At 42.4% G+C, this 25534-nt stretch carries 25 protein-coding genes; 4 read left to right on the top strand and 21 right to left on the bottom strand.

Annotated features, from left to right (window positions below):
• Window positions 1–138 precede the first annotated feature (138 nt).
• The 3 genes from BLP33_RS19795 to BLP33_RS19785 all read right to left on the bottom strand — a co-directional run bounded on the left by BLP33_RS19795 (window position 139) and on the right by BLP33_RS19785 (window position 1761).
• Complete coding sequence (locus BLP33_RS19795) at window positions 139–702, bottom strand: DNA-3-methyladenine glycosylase I (protein WP_090532364.1); 564 nt, start codon at window positions 700–702, stop codon at window positions 139–141.
• Entirely contained in the window at window positions 686–1306 is a 621-nt protein-coding gene (locus BLP33_RS19790; protein WP_090532362.1) for an ExbD/TolR family protein, read from the bottom strand. Before BLP33_RS19790 ends, BLP33_RS19795 begins: the two co-directional genes overlap by 17 nt.
• A 107-nt stretch (window positions 1307–1413) precedes the next feature.
• The gene (locus BLP33_RS19785) at window positions 1414–1761 is read right to left on the bottom strand and encodes a carboxymuconolactone decarboxylase family protein (protein WP_090532360.1); all 348 of its coding nucleotides are present in this window, start codon (window positions 1759–1761) and stop codon (window positions 1414–1416) included.
• A gap of 121 nt (window positions 1762–1882) precedes the next feature.
• Between BLP33_RS19785 and BLP33_RS19780 the strand changes: the two genes are divergently transcribed.
• Together BLP33_RS19780 and BLP33_RS19775 are read left to right on the top strand one after the other, a co-directional pair.
• Window positions 1883–2260, top strand: a complete 378-nt coding sequence (locus BLP33_RS19780) for a VOC family protein (RefSeq protein WP_090532358.1) — start codon at window positions 1883–1885, stop codon at window positions 2258–2260.
• A gap of 127 nt (window positions 2261–2387) precedes the next feature.
• Entirely contained in the window at window positions 2388–2747 is a 360-nt protein-coding gene (locus BLP33_RS19775; RefSeq protein ID WP_090532356.1) for a VOC family protein, read from the top strand.
• A 379-nt stretch (window positions 2748–3126) separates the two neighbouring features.
• Here BLP33_RS19775 and BLP33_RS19770 read toward each other — a convergent pair whose 3' ends face one another.
• The 18 genes from BLP33_RS19770 to BLP33_RS19685 form a co-directional block, all read right to left on the bottom strand.
• Window positions 3127–3459 (bottom strand): MGMT family protein, encoded by a 333-nt coding sequence (locus tag BLP33_RS19770; RefSeq protein WP_090532354.1) that lies wholly within the window; start codon window positions 3457–3459, stop codon window positions 3127–3129.
• Window positions 3459–4118, bottom strand: a complete 660-nt coding sequence (trmB, locus tag BLP33_RS19765) for a tRNA (guanosine(46)-N7)-methyltransferase TrmB (protein ID WP_090532351.1) — start codon at window positions 4116–4118, stop codon at window positions 3459–3461. Before trmB ends, BLP33_RS19770 begins: the two co-directional genes overlap by 1 nt.
• A 279-nt stretch (window positions 4119–4397) precedes the next feature.
• A complete protein-coding gene (locus BLP33_RS19760; RefSeq protein WP_090532349.1) occupies window positions 4398–4844 on the bottom strand; it encodes a hypothetical protein in 447 nt (148 codons plus the stop codon).
• Window positions 4845–4847: 3 nt separating this feature from the next.
• The gene (locus tag BLP33_RS19755) at window positions 4848–5198 is read right to left on the bottom strand and encodes a phage holin family protein (protein WP_167516304.1); all 351 of its coding nucleotides are present in this window, start codon (window positions 5196–5198) and stop codon (window positions 4848–4850) included.
• Window positions 5199–5256: 58 nt separating this feature from the next.
• On the bottom strand, window positions 5257–5523 hold the full coding sequence (locus tag BLP33_RS19750) for a YtxH domain-containing protein (RefSeq protein ID WP_090532345.1): 267 nt from the start codon (window positions 5521–5523) through the stop codon (window positions 5257–5259).
• A 163-nt stretch (window positions 5524–5686) separates the two neighbouring features.
• A complete protein-coding gene (locus tag BLP33_RS19745; RefSeq protein WP_090532343.1) occupies window positions 5687–6721 on the bottom strand; it encodes an AI-2E family transporter in 1035 nt (344 codons plus the stop codon).
• A 78-nt stretch (window positions 6722–6799) separates the two neighbouring features.
• A complete protein-coding gene (locus BLP33_RS19740; protein WP_090532342.1) occupies window positions 6800–7003 on the bottom strand; it encodes a hypothetical protein in 204 nt (67 codons plus the stop codon).
• A 1-nt stretch (window position 7004) separates the two neighbouring features.
• Window positions 7005–8453 carry a sigma-54-dependent transcriptional regulator gene (locus BLP33_RS19735; protein WP_090532340.1) on the bottom strand — a complete coding sequence of 483 codons (1449 nt, stop codon included), beginning with the start codon at window positions 8451–8453 and terminating at the stop codon, window positions 7005–7007.
• A 172-nt stretch (window positions 8454–8625) separates the two neighbouring features.
• The gene (locus BLP33_RS19730; protein WP_090532843.1) at window positions 8626–9228 is read right to left on the bottom strand and encodes an outer membrane beta-barrel protein; all 603 of its coding nucleotides are present in this window, start codon (window positions 9226–9228) and stop codon (window positions 8626–8628) included.
• A gap of 391 nt (window positions 9229–9619) precedes the next feature.
• Window positions 9620–10351: a 6-phosphogluconolactonase gene (pgl, locus tag BLP33_RS19725; protein WP_090532338.1), complete on the bottom strand. Its 732-nt coding sequence runs from the start codon at window positions 10349–10351 to the stop codon at window positions 9620–9622.
• Between the two features lie 7 nt (window positions 10352–10358).
• The gene (gene zwf, locus BLP33_RS19720; RefSeq protein WP_090532336.1) at window positions 10359–11873 is read right to left on the bottom strand and encodes a glucose-6-phosphate dehydrogenase; all 1515 of its coding nucleotides are present in this window, start codon (window positions 11871–11873) and stop codon (window positions 10359–10361) included.
• 26 nt (window positions 11874–11899) lie between these two features.
• Window positions 11900–13324: an NADP-dependent phosphogluconate dehydrogenase gene (gene gndA / locus BLP33_RS19715; RefSeq protein WP_090532335.1), complete on the bottom strand. Its 1425-nt coding sequence runs from the start codon at window positions 13322–13324 to the stop codon at window positions 11900–11902.
• Window positions 13321–13947, bottom strand: coding sequence for an HAD family hydrolase (locus tag BLP33_RS19710; protein WP_090532332.1), 627 nt, complete (start codon window positions 13945–13947; stop codon window positions 13321–13323). The genes gndA and BLP33_RS19710 overlap by 4 nt, the downstream gene beginning before the upstream one ends.
• A 105-nt stretch (window positions 13948–14052) precedes the next feature.
• Window positions 14053–15141, bottom strand: coding sequence for a transaldolase (gene tal / locus BLP33_RS19705; RefSeq protein ID WP_090532330.1), 1089 nt, complete (start codon window positions 15139–15141; stop codon window positions 14053–14055).
• 268 nt (window positions 15142–15409) lie between these two features.
• Window positions 15410–16117: a ribose 5-phosphate isomerase A gene (gene rpiA / locus BLP33_RS19700; RefSeq protein ID WP_090532329.1), complete on the bottom strand. Its 708-nt coding sequence runs from the start codon at window positions 16115–16117 to the stop codon at window positions 15410–15412.
• Between the two features lie 135 nt (window positions 16118–16252).
• Window positions 16253–18256 carry a transketolase gene (tkt, locus tag BLP33_RS19695; RefSeq protein ID WP_090532327.1) on the bottom strand — a complete coding sequence of 668 codons (2004 nt, stop codon included), beginning with the start codon at window positions 18254–18256 and terminating at the stop codon, window positions 16253–16255.
• A gap of 38 nt (window positions 18257–18294) precedes the next feature.
• The gene (locus tag BLP33_RS19690) at window positions 18295–19050 is read right to left on the bottom strand and encodes an ROK family protein (protein WP_090532325.1); all 756 of its coding nucleotides are present in this window, start codon (window positions 19048–19050) and stop codon (window positions 18295–18297) included.
• A gap of 241 nt (window positions 19051–19291) precedes the next feature.
• The gene (locus BLP33_RS19685; protein WP_090532323.1) at window positions 19292–21676 is read right to left on the bottom strand and encodes an alpha-L-rhamnosidase-related protein; all 2385 of its coding nucleotides are present in this window, start codon (window positions 21674–21676) and stop codon (window positions 19292–19294) included.
• 153 nt (window positions 21677–21829) lie between these two features.
• On the opposite strand from BLP33_RS19685, the gene BLP33_RS19680 reads away from it, so the two are divergent.
• Window positions 21830–24235 carry a DUF2339 domain-containing protein gene (locus tag BLP33_RS19680; protein WP_090532841.1) on the top strand — a complete coding sequence of 802 codons (2406 nt, stop codon included), beginning with the start codon at window positions 21830–21832 and terminating at the stop codon, window positions 24233–24235.
• Window positions 24228–25445, top strand: a complete 1218-nt coding sequence (locus BLP33_RS19675) for a hypothetical protein (protein ID WP_175490068.1) — start codon at window positions 24228–24230, stop codon at window positions 25443–25445. Before BLP33_RS19680 ends, BLP33_RS19675 begins: the two co-directional genes overlap by 8 nt.
• Window positions 25446–25534 lie beyond the last annotated feature (89 nt).

Here is a 25534-nt window from a genome sequence, read left to right as displayed (position 1 = left end):
CACGAATTTAAGCTAATTGACTCGAATTTTTTGATGCCGGTGTTTATGCAAAGAACACGATTTTTAATGAATTGCATAGTTTTAATTTCATTATCAATTTGTGTAGTTCGGTCACATTCGTGAAGATTCGTGTTTGTTTTATTTGAAGCTGCAATCAGGAATGTGATCATTTACCATACCGGTAGCCTGCATGTGGGCATAACAAATAGTACTGCCGAAAAACTTAAAACCCCGCTTTTTCATATCCTTACTGATGGCGTCAGATTCGGGGCTGGTAGCCGGTATTTTGTGCGAATGATTTACGATTGGCTTTCCATCGGGCATAAAGCTATACAGGTATCTATCAAACGAACCAAATTCTTTTTGTATACCGATGAACAGTTTAGCATTGTTGATAGTGGCTAATATTTTAAGTCTGTTACGGATGATACCCTCGTCATGCATTAAGCGCTCAACATCTTCATCGGTAAAAGCTGCCACTTTTTGCACATCAAAATTAGCAAATGCCTTGCGGTAGCCTTCGCGGCGGCGCAATATAGTGATCCAGCTAAGCCCGGCCTGTGCGGATTCTAATATCAGAAATTCAAATAAGGTATGATCGTCATGAACTTCTTTGCCCCATTCCTCGTCATGGTATTTGATATATAATTCGTCGGTGCCTGCCCAGGAGCAGCGGGTTAAGTTGTTAGTTTGATTGCTCATTATATTGTCTTAGGTAGGAATAAATGATTGAAAATTTGGTGATTTTTTGCTGGCCTAACATGTCTATTACATTTTTGATCTCGGGGTAAGGGGTTTCTCCGTCGGCCATAATAAAAATACGTGTTAAACTATTATGTTTTTCGAATGTAGCTTTGCGCGATTCTTTTATCCATTCGGCTAATTCATCGAGCCTTAATCCCGGTTGATTGTAATAGTCTGTAGCGTTGTAGTAACCCGAAATATATTTTTTGATTTGAGCCAATGGCGTTCCGATCACATCCGTTTCGCCAAATTTATTTATCTCAGCTGGTGTGAAATCAGTGTTGTATTTATTTCCTATTTGTTTGAGTGTTGCTTCGCGTATATCTGGAGCATCAAGCTTTAGCATTAACTTTTTTTGTCCGATAAGTATAGTGGTAATGGTGAAGTAGCTATCAGGATCTGCAGTATTAAAAGAAGACCCCGTTGGCAAATTGATCAAAATAGGATAACGTATTGCGGGACGACCACTCAGCATGAGAAATGATAACACGATCAATAATAAATTGAACATCGGAAACATGTCTACGTCAAAATGCTTTCTGCGGAATTTAGGTCTGTACATGGTGTGAAAAGGTTAAGTAAAGGATTAAACAACGTCATTACAAGGAGCGAATCCTATACTGCTAAACAGGAACTCGCTTCACTCCTTATAACGACGTTGTTGCGTACTTATTTCACTTCATTTAACTCATCCCAATACTCAACAGCTCTGCGGTAATGCGGAATAACTATTGATCCGCCAACCAAATTGGCAATCATAAAGATCTCGTTCATTTCATCATGGTTGACGCCGGCTTCGTGGCATTTGCCGAGGTGGTATTTGATACAATCGTCGCAGCGTAAAACCATACTGGCTACCAGGCCGAGCATTTCTTTGGTTTTAACATCCAGTGCACCTTCGGCATAGCTGGTGGTATCAAGCGCAAAAAAGCGTTTAATGTTGGTATTGGCGGTTTCCATGATCCTGTCGTTCATTTTAGAGCGATAGGCGTCAAATTCTTCTACAAGTTTTCCCACGGGATGTTGAATTAATTATCGAGTAAATATTTAAGCTAATTAAGCTAAAATAATTAGCAATTAAAAGTATAAATCTTTATTTTTATCCGGTAACATTAATAACAAAATTTACCGGATAATTATGGAAAGCCTATCGCCCAATATTTTTGTGAAAGACATCGCCGCAACCATCAGCTTCTATGAACTGCTTGGTTTTAAAGTAGCCATGAGTGTACCCGAAACCGGTACTGATCTTGTTTGGGCCATGATGACCAATGGCAGCGTTACCATGATGTTCCAAACGTTTAGCAGTTTAGCCAATGACCTGCCTGAGATAAGCCGAGTTGATGGCGGCTCATTACTGTTGTACATCAACCTGAAAAATATCCGTACCTTTTTTGAAGAGATAAAGGATAAAGTAACCGTATTAAAAGTACTTGAAGCAACCTTTTATGGTGCAACCGAATTCTCGATAAAAGATAATAATGGTTATGTGCTTACTTTTGCCGAGCATGAATAATTAACTTATTGATTAACAAATCGTCATTGCGGAGACGAAGTAATCCCCAAACAGCAGAGCGACTAAGCAAGTTTCTCTGTATAGTTCGCGATTGCTTCGTACCTCGCAATGACGCCTTTTTCATAATATGATCAACTTTAAACGCGCCGACCATATCCAGGTTTGTGTTCCGTTGGAACGGCTGGAAGAAGCGAGGATTTTTTATACCGACGTTGTGGGTTTGCAACGGATAGAACGACCAGCCTTTAATTCAAAGGGCTACTGGTTTCAGATATCAGATATCCAGCTTCATTTAAGTACTGAAGATGCTTTACCGCGCACATCGCGACATACCGCCTTTGAGGTTACTGATATTGCAGAAGCGCGCCGCCATTTGGAAAGCTATGGCGTTGAGTTTTGGGAAGAACCTGTTCTTCCGGATCGCACGCGGTTTTCATTTATCGATCCGTTTGGGAACAGGATGGAATTGCTGCAGTTTACGGAGTGAATTAAATTAACAGATGATGAGATAAAAATATGTCGTTGCAGTAACCATCAGGGAATCCTGGAAAAAAACTAAATGACGTCTCCGCGTTGGTATATTTAAGGTATGGTGCGTAGGGCAGCGTTAGGGATAGTAGCGGATAGCCCACAGCGTGCGGAGACCTTGTGTGTGGGCAAGGCGAGGACTTGTAGCGGATAGCCCGGGCCGGAGGCAACGCCCACATTATCATTAAAAACCAAAATTCACTTTTGATAATCAATAACTTACAATCACGTCATTATAAGGAGAAACGACGAAGCAACCACATACTATACAGGGCGGTTATGCTTCCGTGCGATTGCCGCGCTGCGCAATGACATGGTTAAATGAGTTTAGCGGGAGTTTACAACGCCAGCTCCACCATCGGGTCCCAAAAATGCGATTTGAAATCCTGGATCTGATCATCAACTACTTTTACTCCTTCACTTTCCAGCATTTCGGCCATGCGGTTACCGCCAAAGTGGGCTTTTGCTGTCAACAAGCCCTGACGGTTTACTACCCGGTGCGCTGGCACCGGAGGTTTTACGTTCCCGGCTGCCTGCATTGCCCAGCCTACCATCCGCGATGAGCCTTTGGTACCAAGATAGGCTGCAATAGCGCCATAGGAGGTTACCCGTCCGGGTGGAATGAGCCGGGCTACCTGGTATACTTTTTCAAAAAAATTAATGTCCTCCATCAGGCGTTTTCAGGAAATGAAAACTTAAGGTAGTTAATGTTTTTGTTATCCTTTAAATATTTTTTCTCGTAGTAAGTTTTGATAGAAAGCACATCGTCTGCATATTCCGAATGATAAAGGTCTTCGGTTCTGGCGTGAAGGTTTAGCTTTAGCTCGTCAATTTTTTCGACGGTATAGGCGTGTAAGCCATCATTATCCGTTTTAAGGTTAACACAGCCGCCCGGCTTTAGCGTGATGATGTATTTATCCAAAAACCGGGGCGATGTCAGTCGCTTTTTTTCGCGGCTTATCTGCGGTTGCGGATCGGGAAAGGTGATCCAGATCTCATCTACTTCGCCGGGAGCGAAATAATCGAGCAGGTTCTCGATCTGAATGCGCAGGAAAGCAACATTGGGCACACCATCTTCAATAGCTGTTTTTGCACCGCGCCAGATGCGGTTGCCTTTATAGTCGATACCAATGAAATTTTTATCAGGGAACATGCGGGCAAGGTTCACGGTATATTCACCTTTGCCGCAGGCCAGTTCAAGCACTACCGGGTTGTCGTTCTTGAAAAATTCGCGGCTCCATTGGCCTTTGAAAGGTTTGCCGGCATCTAATTGCAATACATTACTAAAGGTTTCAACCTCGGCAAAGCGCCTTAACTTATCTTTTCCCACTTTACGTTTTTAAAATAAAGCGCAAAAATATTGAAATTATTTTAACACGAATGATTTGCGTGCTGTAGAGCAATTAAATCGGATTACACGAATTGGTTTAATGGATCTGTATAGCAGGTTTGAGAAATTCGAATAATTGGAAAAATTCATGTAGAAATTATTAACACGAATTGATTTGTTTATCGCTGAACAATTAAATCGAATTGCACGAGTTAAAAAAATGAATTTAATTCTAATTCGTGAAATTCGTCTCAATTCGAAAAATTCGTGTAAAAATTATTATACTACTGCCCCGCCCACCGGCTTAACATAGGGCGCGGGCTTATATTCAGCATCTTCTTTCTTTTTAGTGAACTTGGCGAAAAGCGCTTTTGCTTTGTCCCAAATGCTGCTCACGGTATCCTCATTAACATAATTTGAAGCTTTTTGTGATACCAGGCCAACCAGTGTTTTTACCAAAAAGTTGGAGTGTTTAAAAAGCGTTTTATTCAAGGTAAGCGGAATCACGAACCTGGAGATGAGGTTGAGAATATCGGGATGAAAAAAGCTGGTATTTTTTACACCATCAGTATCATTTGAACGCGGGAACAGCGTAAGCACAGTTGAAAATAAAGCAGAGGGGCTGTTAACGCGCGCCTTTAAAGCCACCGATTGCTGTTTTTCAAGTGTTTTTAACCTGAATATTTCGGCTTGCAGATCGCTGATGTTGGTGATATGAAGATCCATGGTTTATCTTTTAAATATTTTTTGAATAAAGATGTTGATAAGCGGCCTTTCAAGGTGTCGTTTAAATATCTTGATAAACATGGCTATCAAAAAGTAAAGCACGGCAATACATCCAAAACCCATCCAGTAAGAGTGTAAAATATCGGCAAGAAAAAAGCCTAAAGTAACACTTGCAAAAAGAAAAGCCAGTACCATGCTTATTACAGTCACCAAATCGGCAATGATGCTTGCTAATATGGAGGTACCACCTTCAATCGCTTCGTATTTTAAAAGCTTAAACCGGGTTTCGGCATATTCCTTTAACTGATCAACTATTGGGGGTACTGGTGGTTGAGTCTCTTTTTTATCTTCCATGAGTAAGGTTATATATCCCGGATGTTTTATCCGCATCCGGGATTGGTGTTATACATGCTTATGCGTGCTCCAGGTCGTCCTGATATTCTTCTTCGGCACCTTTAATTTTCGACTTGATGTTTTCAACAACTTTGTCTTTTAAGCCAACCAGATTGTCAATTTCGGCAGCGGCAGTATCTTTTATCGACTCTCCAAGGTTTTTTAATGATTCGGTAAGCTTGTCGCGGGTTTCATTGCCTTTATCAGGTGCAAACAAAATACCTAACGCTGCCCCTGCTGCTAAACCGGCAAGCAATGCAACAACTACTTTTGAGTTATCATTCATTGTAATATAATTAAAAGTTGAACATTTTATTAGTTACGTGTAAATATCCTGCCAAATATGTGCATTTGGCACAATTATTTTTATTTAAGTATAAATTAACTTTTATCAGTCAAATAAATTTTACCCTGTGTTCACAAAACTATTCAGGGCTGTACGATATATTTTATATGCTGTTAATCCGTTCAAGCCTGTCGGCCGCCATGCGGTTTGTTTCATAAATTTCCATCAGCAGCAGGAAATAGGATAGCAGTACCGGGCCAAACACCAGGCCCAGGATCCCGAAAAGGGGCAGGCCTATAAAAACGCCTATTATCGAAATAATAGGGTGTGTGTTGGCAACGCGTTTATTAATGATCATGCGCAAAAAATTATCAATATTGCCAATGAACAATAAACCGTAAGCCAGTAATGCTACTCCCTGCCAGTTGTGCCCCTGTGCAAACAATACAATGCTTGCCGGGATACATAGCGTTGGTGCTCCTACAACGGGTAAAAACGAAATAAAGATAGCGATAACCCCCCAAAAAATCGGGTCGGGAATGCCAAATATCCAAAATCCGTTGGCGAGTAGTATTCCCTGTGTAAGTGCTATAATTCCTTGGCCTAAAACGTTTGAATAGGTAGAATCGCGCAGGGCATTGGCAAATTTCAATGCGTGCTGCTCCCTGAATGGCGCATATTTCAACAACCCGGCCTCAAATTCACGTATTTGGGTAAACATGAAATACAGTATAATATACAATACCAGCAGGGTCAATATGGTGTTGGCCGCGCTGCCCAGTATAGACGGGAAAAGACCGGTGGCAAAAGTGCCTAATTTTTGTAATGTCTCTTCGGCAAAATGAGGTTGATTAAGGTTTGCGCCGGCAAATGCGTCAATTTTTGAGATCCATTGGTCAATCGGGAGATCTTTAAGGTTGATGCTTGAAATTTTGCCCACAACCATTATGCTTAGTGTTAAGAAAGGGATCACGATAACAATAAGCGATATAAAAATAATAAGCAGGGCCACCAGCGAGCGGTTCCACCCTTTGTTTTCGGCAAGATTAATGTAAAGGGGACGAAAAATGGTGAACAGCACTACTGCGCCAAGAATTGAGCTAAACAAGCTGCTGAGCGCATATAATAAGAAACAGCCAAGTATAATGATACTCGCCAGGATAATATTGTTGCGCTGCTTATAATTGAAGACTGACATGTAGGCTGTTGATTGATACTTGCTTAAACAAAAAAACGCCAAAAAGTTTTAGCGTTTCAAGCATTAATTGCAACGCCTTTAATTGGTATCGTTAAGCAGGGTATTGATCCGGATTGAACTTATTTCTATGGTATCCATGTAAAACAAACAGTCTGATGTTGGATTGGGTATTTCATACCGTAATTGCTCAAGCGCCAGGTGAATGTTTGATAATTGATTTTTTATATCGTGCCTTAATTTGCGCATGGCCTCAGCATCGTCCTTTTCTTCATGAGCACCCATTTTACTTAAGGTTAATGGCCTTCATTTTATTATAGAGGGTTTTGCGGTCGATATTCAGGATCTCGGCAGCTTTGGTTTTGTTGAAATTAACTTCCCTTAATACCCTTATAATTGTTTCATATTCGGCCTCGAGCGCGGCATTTTTAAGGTCATGACGGGGTTCTTTAGCCTCGGGCGCTTCTACCGCATGTGCTGTGGTATGATGATGCTGCGTATAATGATTAGCCGTTTCGTACGATAATTTATAGGTCGACATTTCAAGCGGCAATGCTTTAAGCGTGATCTCATTGCCCTCGGCTAAAAGCGCTGCACGGCGGATCACATTTTTAAGTTCTCGGATATTGCCCGGCCAGCGGTAGTTCATAAAGCAATCCACGACCTCCTGCGAAAACGATTCAACATTGCGCCCGAGCTCCTGGTTGGCTATTTTTAAAAAATGTTCGGCCAGTAATATAATATCATGGCCGCGCTCACGTAAAGGCGGCATGTAAATACTAAACTCGTTAAAGCGATGATAAAGATCTTCGCGGAAACGGCCTTTCTGGATCCCCTCCTGCAGGTTCTCGTTGGTGGCAATGATAATACGTACATCAAGATCGATCTCCTTGGTGCTGCCTATTCTTTTGACCTTACGTTCCTGTACAGTACGAAGTAAAGCTGCCTGGATCTCGTACGAAAGGTTGCCCACTTCATCTAAAAATAAAGTACCTCCGTTAGCCATTTCAAAGTGGCCTATTTTAGTATATAAAGCGCCGGTAAATGAACCCTTTTCGTGGCCAAAAAATTCACTTGCCGCGAGCTCCTTGGTTAAAGAACCGCAATCCATTGCTATAAAAGGCTGGTTATGCCGCGGACTGTTAAGGTGAATGCTTTTCGCTACGGATTCTTTTCCGGTACCGCTTTCGCCTAAAATAATAACACTGTAGTTTGTTGGTGCCACCAGTTCTATCTGCCGGGCGAGCTCTTTTGACGCGCGGCTGGTGCCGGTTACAAATTCGGCTGCAAAAACGGTTTTTTTTACAGTGTTAACTTTAGTTTTCTCAGGTAAAATAGTCGCCTGGGGCTCCTCGTCAATTTCAACCAGGGCATGGTGTGTTTCAAGGGCCTTATTAATAGTATTTAATATTTCATCGGGATACAGCGGCTTGGTGATATAATCATAGGCCCCCATTTTAATAAGCTCAACCGCCATTTTAATATCTGAATAGCCGGTGATGATGATAACCCCTGTTTTAGGATATTGAATTTTAATATTGCGGAGCATTTCGCGGCCGTCGGTATCTTCGAGCCTGAAATCACATAGTACAAGTTGATATTCACCATTTTTCAACGCTTCCATCCCACCGGTACCGCTTGATGCCGTACTAACGTCAAACCCATTCCGCGTCAAAAACTTCGATAGCAATAACGCCACATTAACTTCATCATCAATGATGAGAATCCTTTTCATATTCAGCAATTATTGTGCGGTAAATGTAATATTACGTGTCAAAATACAAACAATGTGCTAATTTATACGATTTATTTAATTATAAAGGTTCATATCAACTAAAAAAACATAATAAAAAAGGGGAGCCGAATGAGCTCCCCTTTTTATATCAAGGTATATGTAGGGCCATATATTAAAAGCCGTAGGCTACACGTAAACCTATAAAGTTAACCTTGCTTGCATCAACGCCGGTAGCATATTTGGTAGTTGCTTCATAGCGGATACCAGCATCAATAAAGCTGCTTGCACTTACCGGGAACTGAACACCAACTTGCGGAGCATAAACAAATGCAGTTGATTTATTAGCGCCAACATCAGATTTGTTTAACAGGAATGCAGCACCTGCTTCACCTTGTACGTAGAAGTTGCTGATTGGGAAGTATTTCAAACCTGCTTTAACCGGGATCAAATGAAAATCAGTTTGATCAAGGCCTTGTACACCGCCGATATCTTTTTTACCAAAAATGTTATTGTAACCTGCGTTAACTGTAACAAATAACTGGTTTGAAAGAACCGGGATATCAGCTTGTACCGAACCGCCTAAATTCCACTTGTAGTTATCTTTGAAATCGCCAAGAGGAATGCCTGCGTCAACACCGATGCTGTAACGGATGCCGCTTTTAGTTGTAGTTGATGTTGTAGTAGTGGTGGTAGGTGTAGATGTTTGTGCTTTTGCACCAAATGCTAAGCCTGCAAATGCAAGGGCTAATGCTGAAACTTTGAATAAATTTTTCATAACTATTGTTGTGTTTTTGATATATGTTGTTTTAAACACACAGCAAATTAACAACACAAATCAGATGCGATTTTTCATCCAAAAGTCATGAATATTTAATCGATTGATTAATAGTAATTTATTTTTTGACCCTATTGGTATTTTAGTCAGGGCAGTGTAAAATGCCGTCGTAATTGCTGTTTTTCTGTCAAAATTAACATTGGCTTAACATGTGTTTTTGACCCGAAAAATGATGAATTCTGCGTGAAATTGGGCGAAACGATTAAATATCGAAAAAAAATCCTGTGAATTTAATGTACAATGTGCATCCGGTAATCATTATAGAACCGCCAAAACAAAAAGGGCTTAAGCAAATGCCCAAGCCCTTTAGTTGCTAAAATAATAGCGGATATTATTCTTTATTCTCCAATTCGGCAGCAGCCGGTTCGTCGAGGAACCATTCTACTTCGCCGGATATGGAATCAATAAGCTGCGCCGGATAAAGCTCAATGTCCTCATCATCTTCCAGGATGTGTTTTACAGCTTCGGCCTTGCCTGCGCCGTAAACTAAGAATGCTATTTGAGCAGCATCATTAATAAGCGGTGCGTTGAGGGTAATGCGCCATACCTGCTGGTCTTCAAGCCATACTTCCTTTACGCCGGGTACACGGTCATGCAGCACCGGTGTATAAGGGAATAATGATGCGGTGTGCGAGTTATCGCCTAAGCCTAACAGCACGAGATCAAAGCTTGCTTCGCCATCATCAAAAAACGCTGAGATCACTTCCCAGTATTTGGCAGCGGCTTCGGCAGGGCCAAACGATGTCTCAACCGGGAAAATCTGCGCCGGACTGATCATCAATGGCTCAAACAAGGCCTTTTTTGCCATCAGGTAATTGCTATCCTTATGGTCATGAGGTACGTTGCGCTCATCGCCAAAAAAGAAGAAAACTTTTTCCCAGTTCACCTGGTCGGCGTATGTTGTTGAAGCTAATAGTTCGTATAGCTTTTTAGGTGAGCTGCCGCCCGAAAGCGCCACACTGAACTTCCCGTTTTTGTTAATAGCTTCGGTAGCCAGGGTAACAAAGTGATCTGCCAGCCCGGTTAAAACTTCACCTTCCGTGTTATAGATATTCAGTTTCATCAGCTTTTTATTTTTTACCGTTTACAGGTAAAGTAAACCAATTATAACCATCACGGGCAATTAAAGCTTCTGCAGCTTCAGGGCCCCATGAATCGGCCGAATAATTAGGGAAGTTAAGGCTCTTTTTATTTTGCCATGTGTTTAGTATCGGCATTACCAGTTCCCATGCTGCCTCAACCTGGTCACCACGCATAAACAGGGTTTGATCGCCCATCATGGTATCCAGGATCAGTGTTTCATAAGCTTCAGGCGCCTGGTTGGTATAAGTACCTTTATAGTCAAACACCATATCAACGGCGTTTAATACCATATCGATACCCGGGCGTTTAGCCTGAACCTGCAAACGGATGCTCATCTCTGGCTGAATGCTGATGATCAACCTGTTTTGCTGCCAGCTTTCAGTAGCTTCGGCCGGGAAAATCTGGTGAGGGACATCTTTAAACTGGATAGTGATAACTGAAGATGACTGGTGCATTCTTTTACCTGTACGCAAGTAGAATGGTACACCTTGCCAGCGCCAGTTGTCGATGAAGAACTTAATTGCTGCAAAAGTTTCGGTATTTGATTCCGGATTAACTTTTGGTTCTTCGCGGTATCCCGGTACTTCTTTACCTTTCATCCATCCGCTGCCGTATTGGCCCCTAACTGTTGAGTTACGTACGTCTTCAGCGGTAAACTTGCGCATTGCTTTCAATACGTCAACTTTGCGGTCGCGTACTTCGTCGGCGCTAAAACTGATAGGAGGTTCCATAGCCACGTGGCAAAGCAATTGCAGCAGGTGGTTTTGGATCATATCCCTCATCGCACCTGAGCCATCATAATAGTCGCCGCGTTCTTCAACGCCCAATTGCTCGGTAACTGAAATTTGTACGTGCTCAATATGGTTACGGTTCCATAACGGCTCCATAATGGAGTTGGCAAAACGGAAAGCCATGATATTTTGAACAGTTTCTTTACCCAGGTAATGATCGATACGATAGATCTGGCATTCATCAAAAATGCTTTTCAATAACTGGTTCAGATCTTTTGCAGTTTCCAGGTCGTGTCCAAATGGTTTCTCAATGATGATCCTTACACGTTTTTTATCATCGGCCAATTTAGCTTTTGATATGTTTGAGGCAATGATCGGGAAGAAATTAGGCGCTACCGCAAGGTAAAACAACACGTTTGCCTTAGTTTTCCACTCGGCGTTGTGTTTTTCAATGCGTTTGCCAAATTCTTTGTATGTTTCAAAATCAGTAGCGTCAGATACCTGGTAATAAACGTTTTTTACAAATTCGGCCCATTGTTTATCATCCGTTTTACCGCTGCGCGAAAACTGGTTGATATCTTTATATAGGTTTTCTCTGAACTGCTCGTCGGTTAGCTTGGTACGACCGGTACCAATAATGGAAAATTGTTTGGGCATCCATCCATCTAAAAATAGATTATATAGGGCCGGCGCAATTTTCCGGGAGTTCAAATCTCCCGTTCCACCAAAAATGATAAATATGGTAGGGTCTGATTTAGCTGTTGTGCTCATTGTTTTGTTTTAATTAATAGCGTCAATTAGTCGTTTGCCGGAGCCCATTGTGTATGGAAGGTGCCTTCTTTACCAATCAGCTCATAAGTGTGCGCGCCAAAATAATCACGCTGGGCCTGGGTAAGGTTTGAAGGCATTCTTTCGCTGCGGAAAGCATCAAAATAGCTCAGTGCTGAAGCATAACCGGGAGCAGCAACACCGGCAGCAATAGTAGCCGATAATACTTTCCTGATGCCTGGTAAGGTACCGGCAACCAATGCCTGTATATCACTGTCAAGCAACAGGTGAGGCAGTGCCTGATCTTTATTGTAAGCATTGTAAATGTCATTCAAAAATTCTGAACGGATGATACAGCCGCCTCTCCAGATCTTGGCAATTTCGCCCAAATGAAGGTCATATTTATACTCTTCAGATGCTTTGGTAAGCAGGTGCATACCCTGTGCATAAGTAAGGATGCTGGTAAAATAGAAAGCCTGCTCTAAAGCAACCAATAACTCCTCCTTATCGCCTTTAAGCTCGATAGGGTCGTTATAAAGGGCAGAAGCTTTTTCGCGCAGTGATTTGTATTTTGAAAGATCGCGCATAGATACCGATGTATCGATGGTTGGGATTGGGGTTACCAAATCCATAGCCACCTGCGACGTCCATTTACCTGTGCCTTTAGCTTTCGCTTCGTCTTTAATATCATCTAACAATAAATGATCGGTTCCAGGTGCTTTGTATTTGAAAATATCTTTGGTGATATCTAAAAGGAATGACTGTAAACGGCCTTCGTTCCATTTGGTGAACAGATCGCCAATTTCATCGTTACCTAACTTTAAGCCTTTTTTAAGGATCTCATAAGTTTCGGCAATTACCTGCATAATACCGTACTCGATGCCGTTGTGAACCATTTTAACAAAGTGACCTGATGCGCCAGGGCCAATGTAAGTAACACAAGGTTCGCCATTAACTTTAGCAGCGATGGCTTCAAAAATAGGTTTCATCACAGCATAAGCATCCTTATCGCCGCCCGGCATCATGCTTGGGCCACGACGGGCACCTTCTTCACCGCCTGATACGCCCATACCGAAGAAATGCAGGCCTTTAGCCTCCAGTTCCTCAACACGACGGTTTGTATCAGTGAAGTGCGAGTTACCGCCATCAATCAAGATATCGCCTTTTTCCAATAACGGGGTTAATTCCTCAATTACAGCGTCAACAATTTTACCGGCAGGCACTAACATCATGATAGCCCTTGGTGTGGTAAGGCTCTGTATAAATTCTTTAACATCGGCAAAGCCCTTAGCGGCCCTGTTACCAGCTTCCTGGTTCAATGAATCTACTTTACCGGTATCTTTATCGTGCCCGGCCACCGCGAAGCCATGATCGGCCATATTTAGCAGCAGGCTGCGACCCATAACACCCAGGCCTATCATGCCAAAGGCGTATTTGTTTTCTGTTGCGCTCATTTTGTTTTGAGGTTTTCTTTTTTAAGAGTTTCTAAAATTTTCTTGGTGCTTTCGAGGCTGGTATGCTGAAAAGAACGGATCCCCAGTTTTTGGGCGGTATCAACAAACATCTTTCTGTCGTCAAAATACACGCATTGTTGAGGCGATACCTGGGCTATACCCATAGCTAACTGCCATATGCCGGGGTCGGGTTTGCGCATTTTTACTTCGCATGATGATACAAAGGCATCAAAACATTCATGCAGTTTAAATTTACGCACCCGGTAGTCGTTCAGCTCCTTGCCTTCGTTGTTCACTGAAATAATACGGAAGCCACAATCTTTTTTCCAGTCTTTAAGGAATTGCAGCATAGGCAATTCAACAGAGGTAGAATAGATAAAATCCTTAAAATCTTCGCGTACAAAATCCCGCGGGTGGTTAAATATCACCGTATCAAGGTATTCGTCGAGCGTGATACTGCCAATTTCATATACGTTAAAAATGAAATTATGCAGCGCGTTAACTTCTTCGTAATCAAGGTTAAAACGTTTGGCCGCTTCTTCGCGCGCCTCATGCCCCCATCCGTTCGACAGCAAAATGCCGCCCACGTCAAAAAAAAGGATCTTCAGATCAGCAACTTCCATAGATGTATTTGTATTGAAGTCGTTAGTCTAAAGTCCTAAGTTCAAAGTCAAAGAGATAATCCCGACTTCGAACTTAAGACTTCCGACTTAAGACTTAGAACTTGATTACTTATTCTTCTGTGTTTCGATGGCGTTCAACAACTTTTCAAATGGCTTGTTGAATTTTTCGATGCCTTCATCTTCTAACTGCTGGGTTACAGCAGCAAGGTCGATACCTAAAGATGGTAGTTTGGCTAAGATCTCGTTAGCTTTATCTAAACCGGTTTCTAACGTGTTTGCAGCAACACCATGATCACGGAAAGCGTCAACAGTTTCCAAAGGAACGGTATCAACTGTGTCCGGGCCAATTAATGCCTCAACATATTTGGTATCTTTAAATGCAGGGTTTTTACTACCTGTACTTGCCCATAATAAACGCTGTGGTTGTGCGCCTTGCTCGGCAAGTTTTTTCCACCTTTCGCTGCTGAATACCCTTTTATAAATTTCGTATGCTTTTTTAGCTGATGCGATTGCGACCTCACCATACAGCTCTTTTTCGCCTTTTGCTTCAATGATCGGGTCTACAATAACATCAATACGGCTCAGGAAGAAACTGGCTACTGACGCGATGTGGGCAATTTTATGACCTGCAGCTAAATGCTCTTCCAGGCCTGCAATGTAAGCTTCAGTTACTTCTTCGTAACGCTCTAAACCAAACAGCAGTGTAACATTGATGTTGATACCTTTTGCAATTGATTGCTGAATAGCAGCCAAACCTGGTTTAGTACCAGGGATTTTGATCATTACGTTTTCGCGGTCAACTTTTTTCCAAAGTTCTTCGGCTTGTTTAGCAGTACCTTCGGTATCTAAAGCCAGGAACGGAGAAACCTCAAGGCTTACGTAACCATCAACTTTGTTTGATTCTTCGTAAACACCTTTAAAAAGGTCGGCAGCGGCCTGGATATCTTTAACAGCTATCTCAAAAAACAGCTTTTCGTTGTCGCTTTCAGATTTAAGAGCAGCGATATCAGCATCGTAATCAGAACTGCTGCTGATAGCCTTTTCAAAAATTGCAGGGTTTGAAGTAACGCCGCGTACGCCGTCAACGTCAATTAATTGTTTAAGTTTTCCTGATGAAATGATCTCACGGTCAATAAAATCAAGCCAGATACTCTGACCAAAACCATGTATCTGCGCTACGTTATTAGTTGCCATAATAGGGTTTGTTTTTGTGTTTGTTAATTATTTTGTTAAAAGCGCGATGAAGGTAGTAAAAATTGCTACCAAATCGGTCTATTATGTAAAGTTCTTAATAAGAATGTCAGTAATTGTAAGATTTATATCATACTTTGTTAACATTTCCGGGGTAAGTCTGCAGTTTTTAGCAGTAAATGCCGGTTTTTAGTCTTAAATTAGAATTAGCAAATCAAAAGTCTCATTTTCTTTAAGATTTCGGACTAAAGATGTCGACTTAAGGCTAAATCTAACTGTTCGAGGCCATGATAATATTTACATCAAAGCCGATAAAAAGCCCGCTTTCAATTACACCTGTTATCGATTTAATATCCCTTTCAAAACTTTTACCAATTTCATCGAATTTGCAATCCAATACAAGGTTGCCATTTTCTGAAATTATTGGGCCGTCTTTACCTTTTGCCGGACGGATAGCTATTTCGATGGCCCCTAAACTTTTCAGCTTCTTTTCCACATGAGGCAATGCCTGCGGGAAAACCTCGATAGGTACCGGAAATTTCGAGCCTAATTTATCAACCATTTTCGACTCATCAACTATAATATAACTTACTTCACTTGAGCTGATGAGCAACTTCTCTTTAAACATAGCCCCGCCGCGCCCTTTGATCAGGCTTTTGTCGGGGTCAACCTCATCTGCTCCGTCAAAAAGCCAATCGGGTTTATATTCATACAGTGTTGTAACAGGCAAACCTAATTTGGCGCAAAACATAGAAAGCTCTACCGAAGTAGGGATAGCCTTTACATTCAGCTTTTCATCTTTTACCCTTTGGGCAATGGCCACCAAAGCCAGGTATGATGTTGAACCCGAGCCAACACCTATAATATCGCCATCCTTAACTTTCGCCGCTATTTCGGCAGCTACCTTTTGTTTGCCTTCGATATTGATAATCTTATCGGCCCACTCCAGGTTATTTATCAGGTTGCTGTTCCAGTTCATTTTGATTAGAATCAAGAAGTCAAGAACCAAGAGACAAGAAGAAAAACTTATCTTCTTACCGTTTGATTCTTACTTGTATATTTTTTAAATCAAGAGCCAGGAAAATCTTGATTCCTGACTCTTGATTTCTTGCCTCTATAAAAGAGCTTTTGCTTTTTTAACAACGTTATCAACAGTAAAGCCGAAATGTTTGTACAGGTCTTCGGCAGGGGCCGATTCACCGAAGGTTGTCATGCCTAACATATCGCCTTCGTCAGTGATGTATTTGTGCCAGCCCATTGGTGATGCCATTTCAACCGCCAAACGTTTTTTACTTGCTTTAGGGAATACTGATTCTTTGTAAGCCGCATCCTGTTTTTCAAACAATTCCCATGATGGCATGCTTACCACGCGGGTTGAAATGCCTTCAGCTTCCAGTTTTTCCTGTGCCTGTATAATTAAAGCGACTTCAGATCCGGTAGCGATCAGGATCAAATCAGGGCCTTTGCTGCCTTCTGAAAGGATGTAAGCACCTTTTTCCAGGTTTTCGGCTTTGCCATATTTGTCCTGATCAAGGATAGGTAAGCCCTGACGGGTGAAGATCAGCACAGTTGGGCCGCCTTTTTTCTCGATGGCAACACGCCATGCATGCGCGCTTTCGTTGGCATCAGCCGGACGGATCACGGTTAAGTTTGGTATCGAACGTAAAGAAGCCAATTGCTCAATAGGCTGGTGAGTAGTACCATCCTCGCCCAAGCCGATACTGTCATGGGTATAAACAAAAATCGGGTTTATTTTCATGATGGCTGCCAAACGGATTGGCGGGCGCATATACTCAGAGAACATCAGGAACGTAGCACCAAATGGCAATAAGCCTTTGGTTAAAGCCATACCATTTAAAGCCGAACCCATGGCATGCTCACGGATTCCGAAGTGGAAGTTGCGGCCTGCACGGTTTTCTGATGTAAACGAATCGTACTCTTTCAGGTTGGTTTCTGTTGATGGGGCAAGGTCGGCCGCACCGCCAATAAGGTTTGGCAATGCCGGCGCAATAGCGTTTAATACTTTGCCTGAAGCCTGGCGGGTTGCCATTTTAGGGTCCGAACCTTTAAATACCGGCAATTTATCTTTCCAGCCCGCAGGTAGTTCGCCTTTCGCGGCAGCTTCGTATTCGGCTGCTAATTCAGGGAATTTTGCTTTATAATCTGCAAATAATTTGTTCCATTTTTCTTCAACTGCAGCGCCGCGTGCACCTTTTTTGTGATAGTAATCCAGCACCTCGTCGGGTACGTTGAATGATTTTTCAGGATCGAAACCGAAGAATTGTTTTACCAGTTTAATTTCATCGGCGCCAAGCGGCGAACCATGTGAACCTGCAGTGCCCGATTTATTAGGGCTGCCATAAGCTATCAGCGAACGAACGCGGATAAATGACGGTTTCTGAGTTTCGGCTTTAGCATTGATGAGGGCCAGCTCAAGCGCATGGGTGTCATTAACATCTGTCAAATCCTGTACGTGCCAGCCGTATGCGCGAAAACGGGCGCTTACATCTTCATTAAAAGCAATATCAGTGCTGCCTTCAATTGAGATGTGGTTGTCATCATATAAATAGATCAGGTTACCCAATTGCAGGTGACCTGCCAGTGATGCCGCTTCGGAAGTTACACCTTCCATCAAGTCGCCATCGCTGCAGATGGTGTAAATATTGTAGTTGAACAGCTCAAAACCAGGTTTGTTGTAACGGGCAGCCAGGTGTTTTTGAGCAATGGCAAAGCCCACAGCATTGGCAAAACCCTGTCCCAGCGGACCAGTAGTTACTTCAATGCCCGGCGCCAATCCATATTCGGGGTGACCGGCCGTTTTGCTGTTTAGCTGACGGAACTGTTTGATATCATCTAAAGAAAGATCGTAGCCCATTAAGTATAAAAAGTTGTACTGTAAAATACAAGCATGGCCTGCCGAAAGGATAAACCTGTCGCGGTTTGCCCAATCAGGGTTTTTAGGGTTGTAGTTTAAAAACTTTGTCCATAAAACGTGGCCCATTGGTGCCAGCGCCATAGCTGTACCCGGGTGGCCTGAGTTTGCTTTTTGCACAGCATCGGCTGCCAATACCCTTACGGTATCAATCGCCAATTTTTCTATGTCTTGTTGGTTTTCCATTTTGTTATCAGGTATTGTAGTTAGTGTTAGTTTTTAATTTACTCGGTAGGTGTTGCTATTTTGCGCTTGGTTTTACTTTCGTCCTCGCTGAGCCAAAGCCTTGCGCCGCCTTTGATACCATCGGCATTGGTAACTATTTTCATGTTTTTGTCGAGCTTAAAGGTAAGCTCATCTGAATTGCCGCCGCCAATGTATAAAGTATCGTAATTGAATACAGTTTTCAATATTTTGAAAACCTTTTTCATGCGTTTGTTCCATTTCTCTTTGCCTTCTTTCTCCAAAGCTTTCTCGCCGATATAGTTATCATAGGTAATGCCTTCTTTTATCGGGAGGTGTGCCAGCTCAAAGTGGGGCAATAAATGACCGTCCATTAACAAAGCAGTACCAAAACCTGTGCCCAGGGTTATCACCATTTCGAGGCCTTTCCCGGCAACTACGCCAAGCCCCTGCATATCGGCATCGTTTACCACCTGTGTTGGTTTGCCTAATGCTTTTTCCAGTTTTTTGCTTAAATCAACATCGGCCCAGTAATCGGTACCAAGGTTAGGCGCGGTTTTAACAACCCCGTTTTTTACATAACCCGGAAAACCAACCGATATTTTATCATATGCCGGAAAATCCTTCACAAGGGTGTTGATAGCTTTTATAACGTTTTCGGGATTTGCAGGAGCGGGAGTAGGTATCTTGTCGTACTCCATTTTTAAATCCCCTTTTTTATTCAGGATAGTGGCTTTAATGTGTGATCCACCGATATCGATTGAGAGAACCCTTAATTGGGATGGTGTTTTTTTCATTTAGCGTAATTTATTTAGCTGGTTGGCAATTTGGTGAAAACCTTAGTTCCCAGCGCATAAATATCACATTTTAATAATATCAAATTGTTAAATAATGTGATAAAGTCAATTTATCCCATTGAAGCAACAAAGGTAAAGTTAGCGTTGCTTTTATTTAACGAGTCAATATTTAAAAGTATTTTACTTATGCGTGGCAAAATCAGTGCAATTAAGGTAAATGTAAATACCCTGGTTATTTTTTTCAAATGCTTAAACTGTTATTACCTGTTTTAAGTGTAAAAGTTTTTCCTTTCCACACAAAAATGCCCGATGTGTTTTTGGGGAGCGCTATGTTGATACTCCATTTTCCTTTATCGAACACATATTTGGCATAAACTTTTCCGTTAGGGTGAGGCACTTCGCCGCTAATGTTTTTGATCTGGCCCAAATGCGGCTCAATTTTTATTTTGCTGAACCCCGGCGCGTAGGTATCCACCCCTAAAATGGTACGGTAAAATTCAATGTTCGGGCTTGCTCCCCAGGCGTGACAATCGGAGCGGTTATGGTCAAGGTCGGAGATTTCGGCCCAGGTGGTTAAGCCCATTTTGATATTATCCCGCCAGATGTTAAGCCAGTTTAAATAATCATCGCCGAAACCGCCTTTAACCATGGCCTGGTGCAGGTAATATTTAAAGTAGATAGTGCATTTGGTGAGTGTGCTGTCATTCAATAATTTTAAGCTGATGTTATGCGCTGTGGCATTGGATACCATACCTGCTAATATTGCTATAGAATTGGTATGCTGCGAAAATAATTGCTTGTCCTCGGTATCGGCATAAAGTTTTTTGCCAGCATCCCAGTATTTACTTTGGATAGCGGTTTTTAATTGCGCTGCTTTGGCCTTGTACATTTCAGCAAACGCGGGCATTCCCATTTTTGCTTCTATTTCGGCGGCCTGCCGATAGGCCCACATCAACTGCAGGTCTAATATAGCCGAAGTGCCTTTGGCGCTTTTGGGGGCCTGGCCAAAATCCCAGCCTTTGTCATTAACCCAGTCAACAAATGTCCAGTAGGGTGTATCTTTTAAGGAGCCATCGGCTTGCTGATACTTGCTGAAAAAATTGAGCACATCGCGCATGCCGGGCAGCTTGTCTTTAATAAATAAACTATCGGGCCGGTACATCCAGTAATCATGCAGCATGCCGATATACCAGAGCGAAAAGGTGGAAATAATTTGGGGCGAGAACGAGGGGTGACGGCTTAGCGTGATCCCTTCGGCCAGGCGGGAATGATCCATCTGGTTGATGGCGTTGCGCACCAGGCGGTCGTCGCCGCTATTATAAAAAGATACCAGCGCCTGGATGCGGGTATCGCCAACGTATTGCAGCTGTTCATAGTATGGACAGTCGGTATAAGTTTCGCCGGCGCAAAGGCGGGCGGTGCGCCAGCCGATATCCAGCATTTGCTGTAATTCGGGGTTGGGCGTTTCCAGTTTGGCATTCATTTTAAACGGATACCCGGTAAACGTTCCGTAAATATCATCGATAATTAATGGTTCATCTTTGGTGGTTATTTTCACTTCGATGTACCTGAATGTGCGCCATGTTAAAGTAGTAAATGAATTGCCGGAGGCGCCGTCAGCAACTATGCTGTCGCGCCTGCCAACAAAGATCTTTCCATCCACATCATTCCGGTTACCTTTAACCGGGCCTTCCGGGCCACTTAAGCTTTTAAAAAGCGATTCGGTATAAGTAATGCCAATACCGGCGTTTTTGCCCTTGCTGAAATTGAGGGTTAAAAACGCGTTAGTTAAATAGGTTTGATCGAGCAATAAAGTAGCCGACGTATTAGCCGGGATAATACCCGCTGTTTTTGTTGCCGGGAATGTAGATGAAACAGTTACCCCATCCGCCTTCCGTAAAACCGGGATCCTTTGCAAGGTCATTTCCATGGCGGGTATTGACGATGGAACCAGCATCCAGCCAAAGGCATTGGTTACGCCTTTGGGATTTCCGTTGTCAATACGGATAGCATTTTTCCAGCTACTGTCATCAAGCCCGGTCGTGTTCCAATCTTTTATAGAGAGGTTTAAATCTATCCGCTCGCCCGGCCCGGCAACATAATAGGGATGCCAGCCTATACCGGTGATAGGCTTAAATGATTTATCACGGATACATTTCCAGGTTTTATTGGTATTGATTATTTCTTCATTTGGCGTATCGCCCTGCATAATGAAACCTGTTTGCAGCGAGATCTGCGCTTCGGGGCGATAATCGCCATCGTTCCAAACCACAGCAGCGATGATATTTTTGCCCGGTTGAAGATATGGTGCCAGATCAACCGTTTCATAATTCCAGTAATAAGTATCTCCGCGTGCAGGGCCTAATGAAACCAAGGTTTGGTTAACATAAAGCTTATACCGGTTATCGGCAGATACATGAACAATAAAGGATGAAGGTTTAGCGGCAAGGTCAATGTTTTTCCTGAAATAATAAACCCCGTATTCCTTTAAAGATTCCTGCGGAACGGTGATCCAGGAGGCTTTCCACTGATGTTTTAAAAGCGCCGGACTGATGGTTTGCGCATAGGTGGATGCTGTAACAAAAAGAAAACACAAAAAAAAGTAACGTTTAAAAGATGTCTTCATGAAATAGGATGGTTTATAGGTGATTGGCAGTTGCCCGTACAGCTAAATTACAATTAAAGCTTTAATTTATATGCAATATGCCTATTGACGGGCATGCCTGATAGTGGATTATTTCATAATTCCGTTATCTTTATTTTTTACAAACCTAAAACTATGGATGTATTAGCCGTCTTTTTATTAGTGGTTGTCATTATCATGATGCTGAACCACAAGGGCAGTTTAAACAATAAGATCAAAGAACTTGAATTTAGAATATTCGAACTAAAAGGTATTATTGAACAGCTTAAGATAACCCGGCCGGGTGCTGAAGATGTCAAAAAAGCAGAAGAACGGGCACCTGCAATCATAGCTCCGCCACCTGCACCTTTTATACCAGAACATCCTGTTGAAAAACCGAAAGCTCCTGTTGAGGCAGAGATAAAACCAGAACCTATTACACCTCCAAAAATTGAACGGCAGCCCGAAGTTATTGAAGACAGCCAGTCGATTATCAATCGCCCTATAAAAACACGCGATTTTAGGCCCGCGAAACCTTTGCAGCCCAGGCCGTCTTTCTTTGAGCGCCATCCCGACCTGGAAAAATTCATTGGCGAAAATCTCATCAATAAAATAGGCATAGCCATCCTGGTGCTGGCCATTGGCTTCTTTGTAAAATATGCTATTGATAACGATTGGATAGGCTTAGTAGGCCGTGTGGGTATAGGTATTGTTTGCGGCGGAATTTTAATTGCGGTTGCACATGTGCTGCGTAATAGTTATAAGGCCTTTAGCTCGGTGCTTGTAGGCGGTGGATTGGCCGTGTTTTATTTTACCATAACATTGGCATTTCAGCAGTTTCATTTGTTTAATCAAACAACGGCATTCATTATTTTAATTGTGATCACCGTTTTTGCGGTGCTGCTTTCCTTATTATATGATAAGCAGGAACTGGCCGTAATTGCATTGGTAGGTGGGTTTGCCAGTCCGTTTATGGTAAGTAATGGCAGCGCCAATTATAATGCCCTGTTCATTTACCTGCTGATATTGAATACCGGCTTGCTCATTATTGCTTATTACAAAGCATGGAGGGTGCTTAATATCGTATCGTTCGCTTTTACGGTGATCGTTTTTTCAACGGTGCTGTATACTCTTACACCTCCTACCTACCATTTCGGCTTTATTTACGCCAGCATTTTTTACGCGCTTTACTTTACTATCAACATAGCTAACAACGTACGCGAGAACAAAAAATTTATCGCGTCCGATTTCAGCATTTTGCTTCTTAATACCGGGTTATATTTTGCTACCGGCCTGTACCTGTTAACCATGATGCATGCTGAGCAATACCGGGGTTTGTTTTGTATTTGCCTGGCTGTGGTAAACCTGGTGCTTTCATACGTCCTGTTCCGCAATCGTAAGGTGGATACTAATATTTTGTACCTGCTTATCGGCATTACGCTCACGTTTATTTCGTTAGCTGCTCCTATTCAGTTGCATGGCAATAACATTACCATTTTCTGGGCTTCAGAAACGGTGTTGCTTTATTGGCTGTACCTGCGCTCTGGCATTCAGCTCATGAAATATACAGCTGTGTTTTTATGGATAGCCATGTTGCTAAGCTTGCTAATGGACATGTACCAGACTTATAGTAACTACAGTTTGAGTTTAACCATAATTGCAAATAAGGGTTTCATCACTACGCTATTTGCTGCTGTGAGTTCATTTTTACTTTCGGTATTAGTTAAAAAGGACTCAACCAAGGTGGAGCACACCAATGTTTTTACTGAGCAGCTTTTTGGGGTAGCCGCACTTGTGCTTCTTTATTTAAGCGGCCTGCTGGAGATCAACCACCAGTTCCTGAACCATTACCCGGATACCAACCTTAATATTTTATATGCGATGGTGTATACGCCTGTGTTTGTATTTATCTACTATACGTCATCGCCCAAAATACAAGTTATCAATTTTAGCAGCAACACAAAATTTGTGATACTGTTCATCTGCCTGGTTGTTTACCTGTTACTTACACCACAATATTATTCCCTGCAACATTTGATGCTCGAAACTAAGAAGCCGTCGACCAGTCATTTTATGGCACATTGGATTGGTGCTGTATTTATCGGTCTGTTGTTTTACAGGGTGATCCGCTTATGTCAGCAAAATATGAACGAAGGCCTGAAAAAAGCGTTTACCTGGGTATTAAGCGCGGGCGTTGTATTGTTTTTAAGTTTTGAGGTGAGCCTGATGAGCAACCTGCTATTTTTTAGTAAAGCTAATTCTATCGATCAAATAGAAACCGTATACGTAAAAACCGGCTTACCCGTATTATGGGGACTGCTTTCCTTCGCATTGATGTGGCTGGGCATGAGGTACAAACTGCGGGTGATGCGTGTAGCTTCGCTAACGCTGTTCTCGCTCACACTATTAAAATTATTTTTGTTCGATATTAAAAACATCCCGGTTTGGGGTAAAATAGCTGCTTTCTTTTGTTTGGGAGTACTATTGCTTATTGTGGCCTTTATGTACCAGCGAACAGCAAAAAGATCCATTGCCGATGATGAAGCTAAAAAAAATGAATAAGCTAATACTTTTAACACTGCTGCTTTGCGGGGCTATATTACCGGCATCGGCACAAAAAAATTTTAAATATAAAGCCGCGCTGCACAAGATTGACAGCACCGGTTTTTACCGCATTGGCTTACAGCCGGAATTGGTAGCAAAGGCCAAACCCGACCTGTCGGACATTCGCATTGCAGACGCGAAAGGCGACTTTGTGCCTTACATCCAGGCTGGCAGCCTGCCGCAAAGAAGCCAGCAAAGCTTTGTTGTTTTCCCGGAGATCAGTAACACGCCAAAAACCGATACCAGTACTGTTTTTATCATAGAAAATAAAACCGGACTGGTACTCGACCGCCTTTGGATCAGGCTGCAAAACACAGCCGTAAAACGTAAAGTGAACCTGCTGGGCAGCGATGATCTGAAACAGTGGTTTGCCATCCAGGAAGAGATCCCCTTGCAGGAAGCTGTACAAAACAGTGAAGGCACCTACCTGCAATCGTTATCGTTTCCGGCGAGTAATTATCGCTATTTAAAAATCCAGGTAAACGATAAAAACAAAAACCCGGTTAAGTTTTTGGAGGCCGGCATTTATACAGAGTACGCATCAACAGTTCAAAGTTACACGCCTGTTGCGCCTTTAAATATCACCCGTACCGATAGTAATAAAACTACCTTTATCGACATTAAGCTGAACGATAATTACCAGGTAAATAAGTTGCACCTCAATATCAGCGCGCCGAGGTATTATAAACGGAGTGTTACCGTTTACCAGTTTGTAAACAATGGCAGGGAGCTCTTGAGCGAAGCCGAGCTGTCATCAGATAAAACGCCTGATCTGTTAATTGCTGCAAAAACCAATCACCTGTTAATAGAAATAAGCAATGGCGATAACCAACCGCTGAGCATCGGCGAGATCAAAGCGTTTCAATCCGACGAATATTTGATCAGCTACCTTGAAACTAAGCAAAGCTACCGGTTCCTGGTCGGTGACCCCTCGGCTCAGGTCCCGGAATATGATCTTAAGTTTTTTGCTGATAGTATTGGAGGGAACACCCCGGTTATTAAACATGAGGCTGTTGTTAAAAATACCGGCTATGCAGTGGCAGCAAAACCTGCCGGGAAAGATTACACTGTACTGATTTGGGTTGCTATTATTGTTTCGTTAGGGTTGTTGTTGTTGTTGACTTTGAAGATGACCAGGGAGGTGAAGAAAAAGGAAGGGGAAAGATAAAATTTACACCCTTTAAATTTAGGATGAGATTGGATGTAGAGGTTTGCCCATCCCGGCAGACTTATACTTTAGAGCAAATAACCGTCAGC

This window comes from Mucilaginibacter sp. NFR10 (genome assembly GCF_900100445.1).
GTDB classification, from domain to species: Bacteria; Bacteroidota; Bacteroidia; order Sphingobacteriales; family Sphingobacteriaceae; genus Mucilaginibacter; species Mucilaginibacter rubeus.
This window is presented reverse-complemented; position numbering and strand designations above follow the sequence as displayed.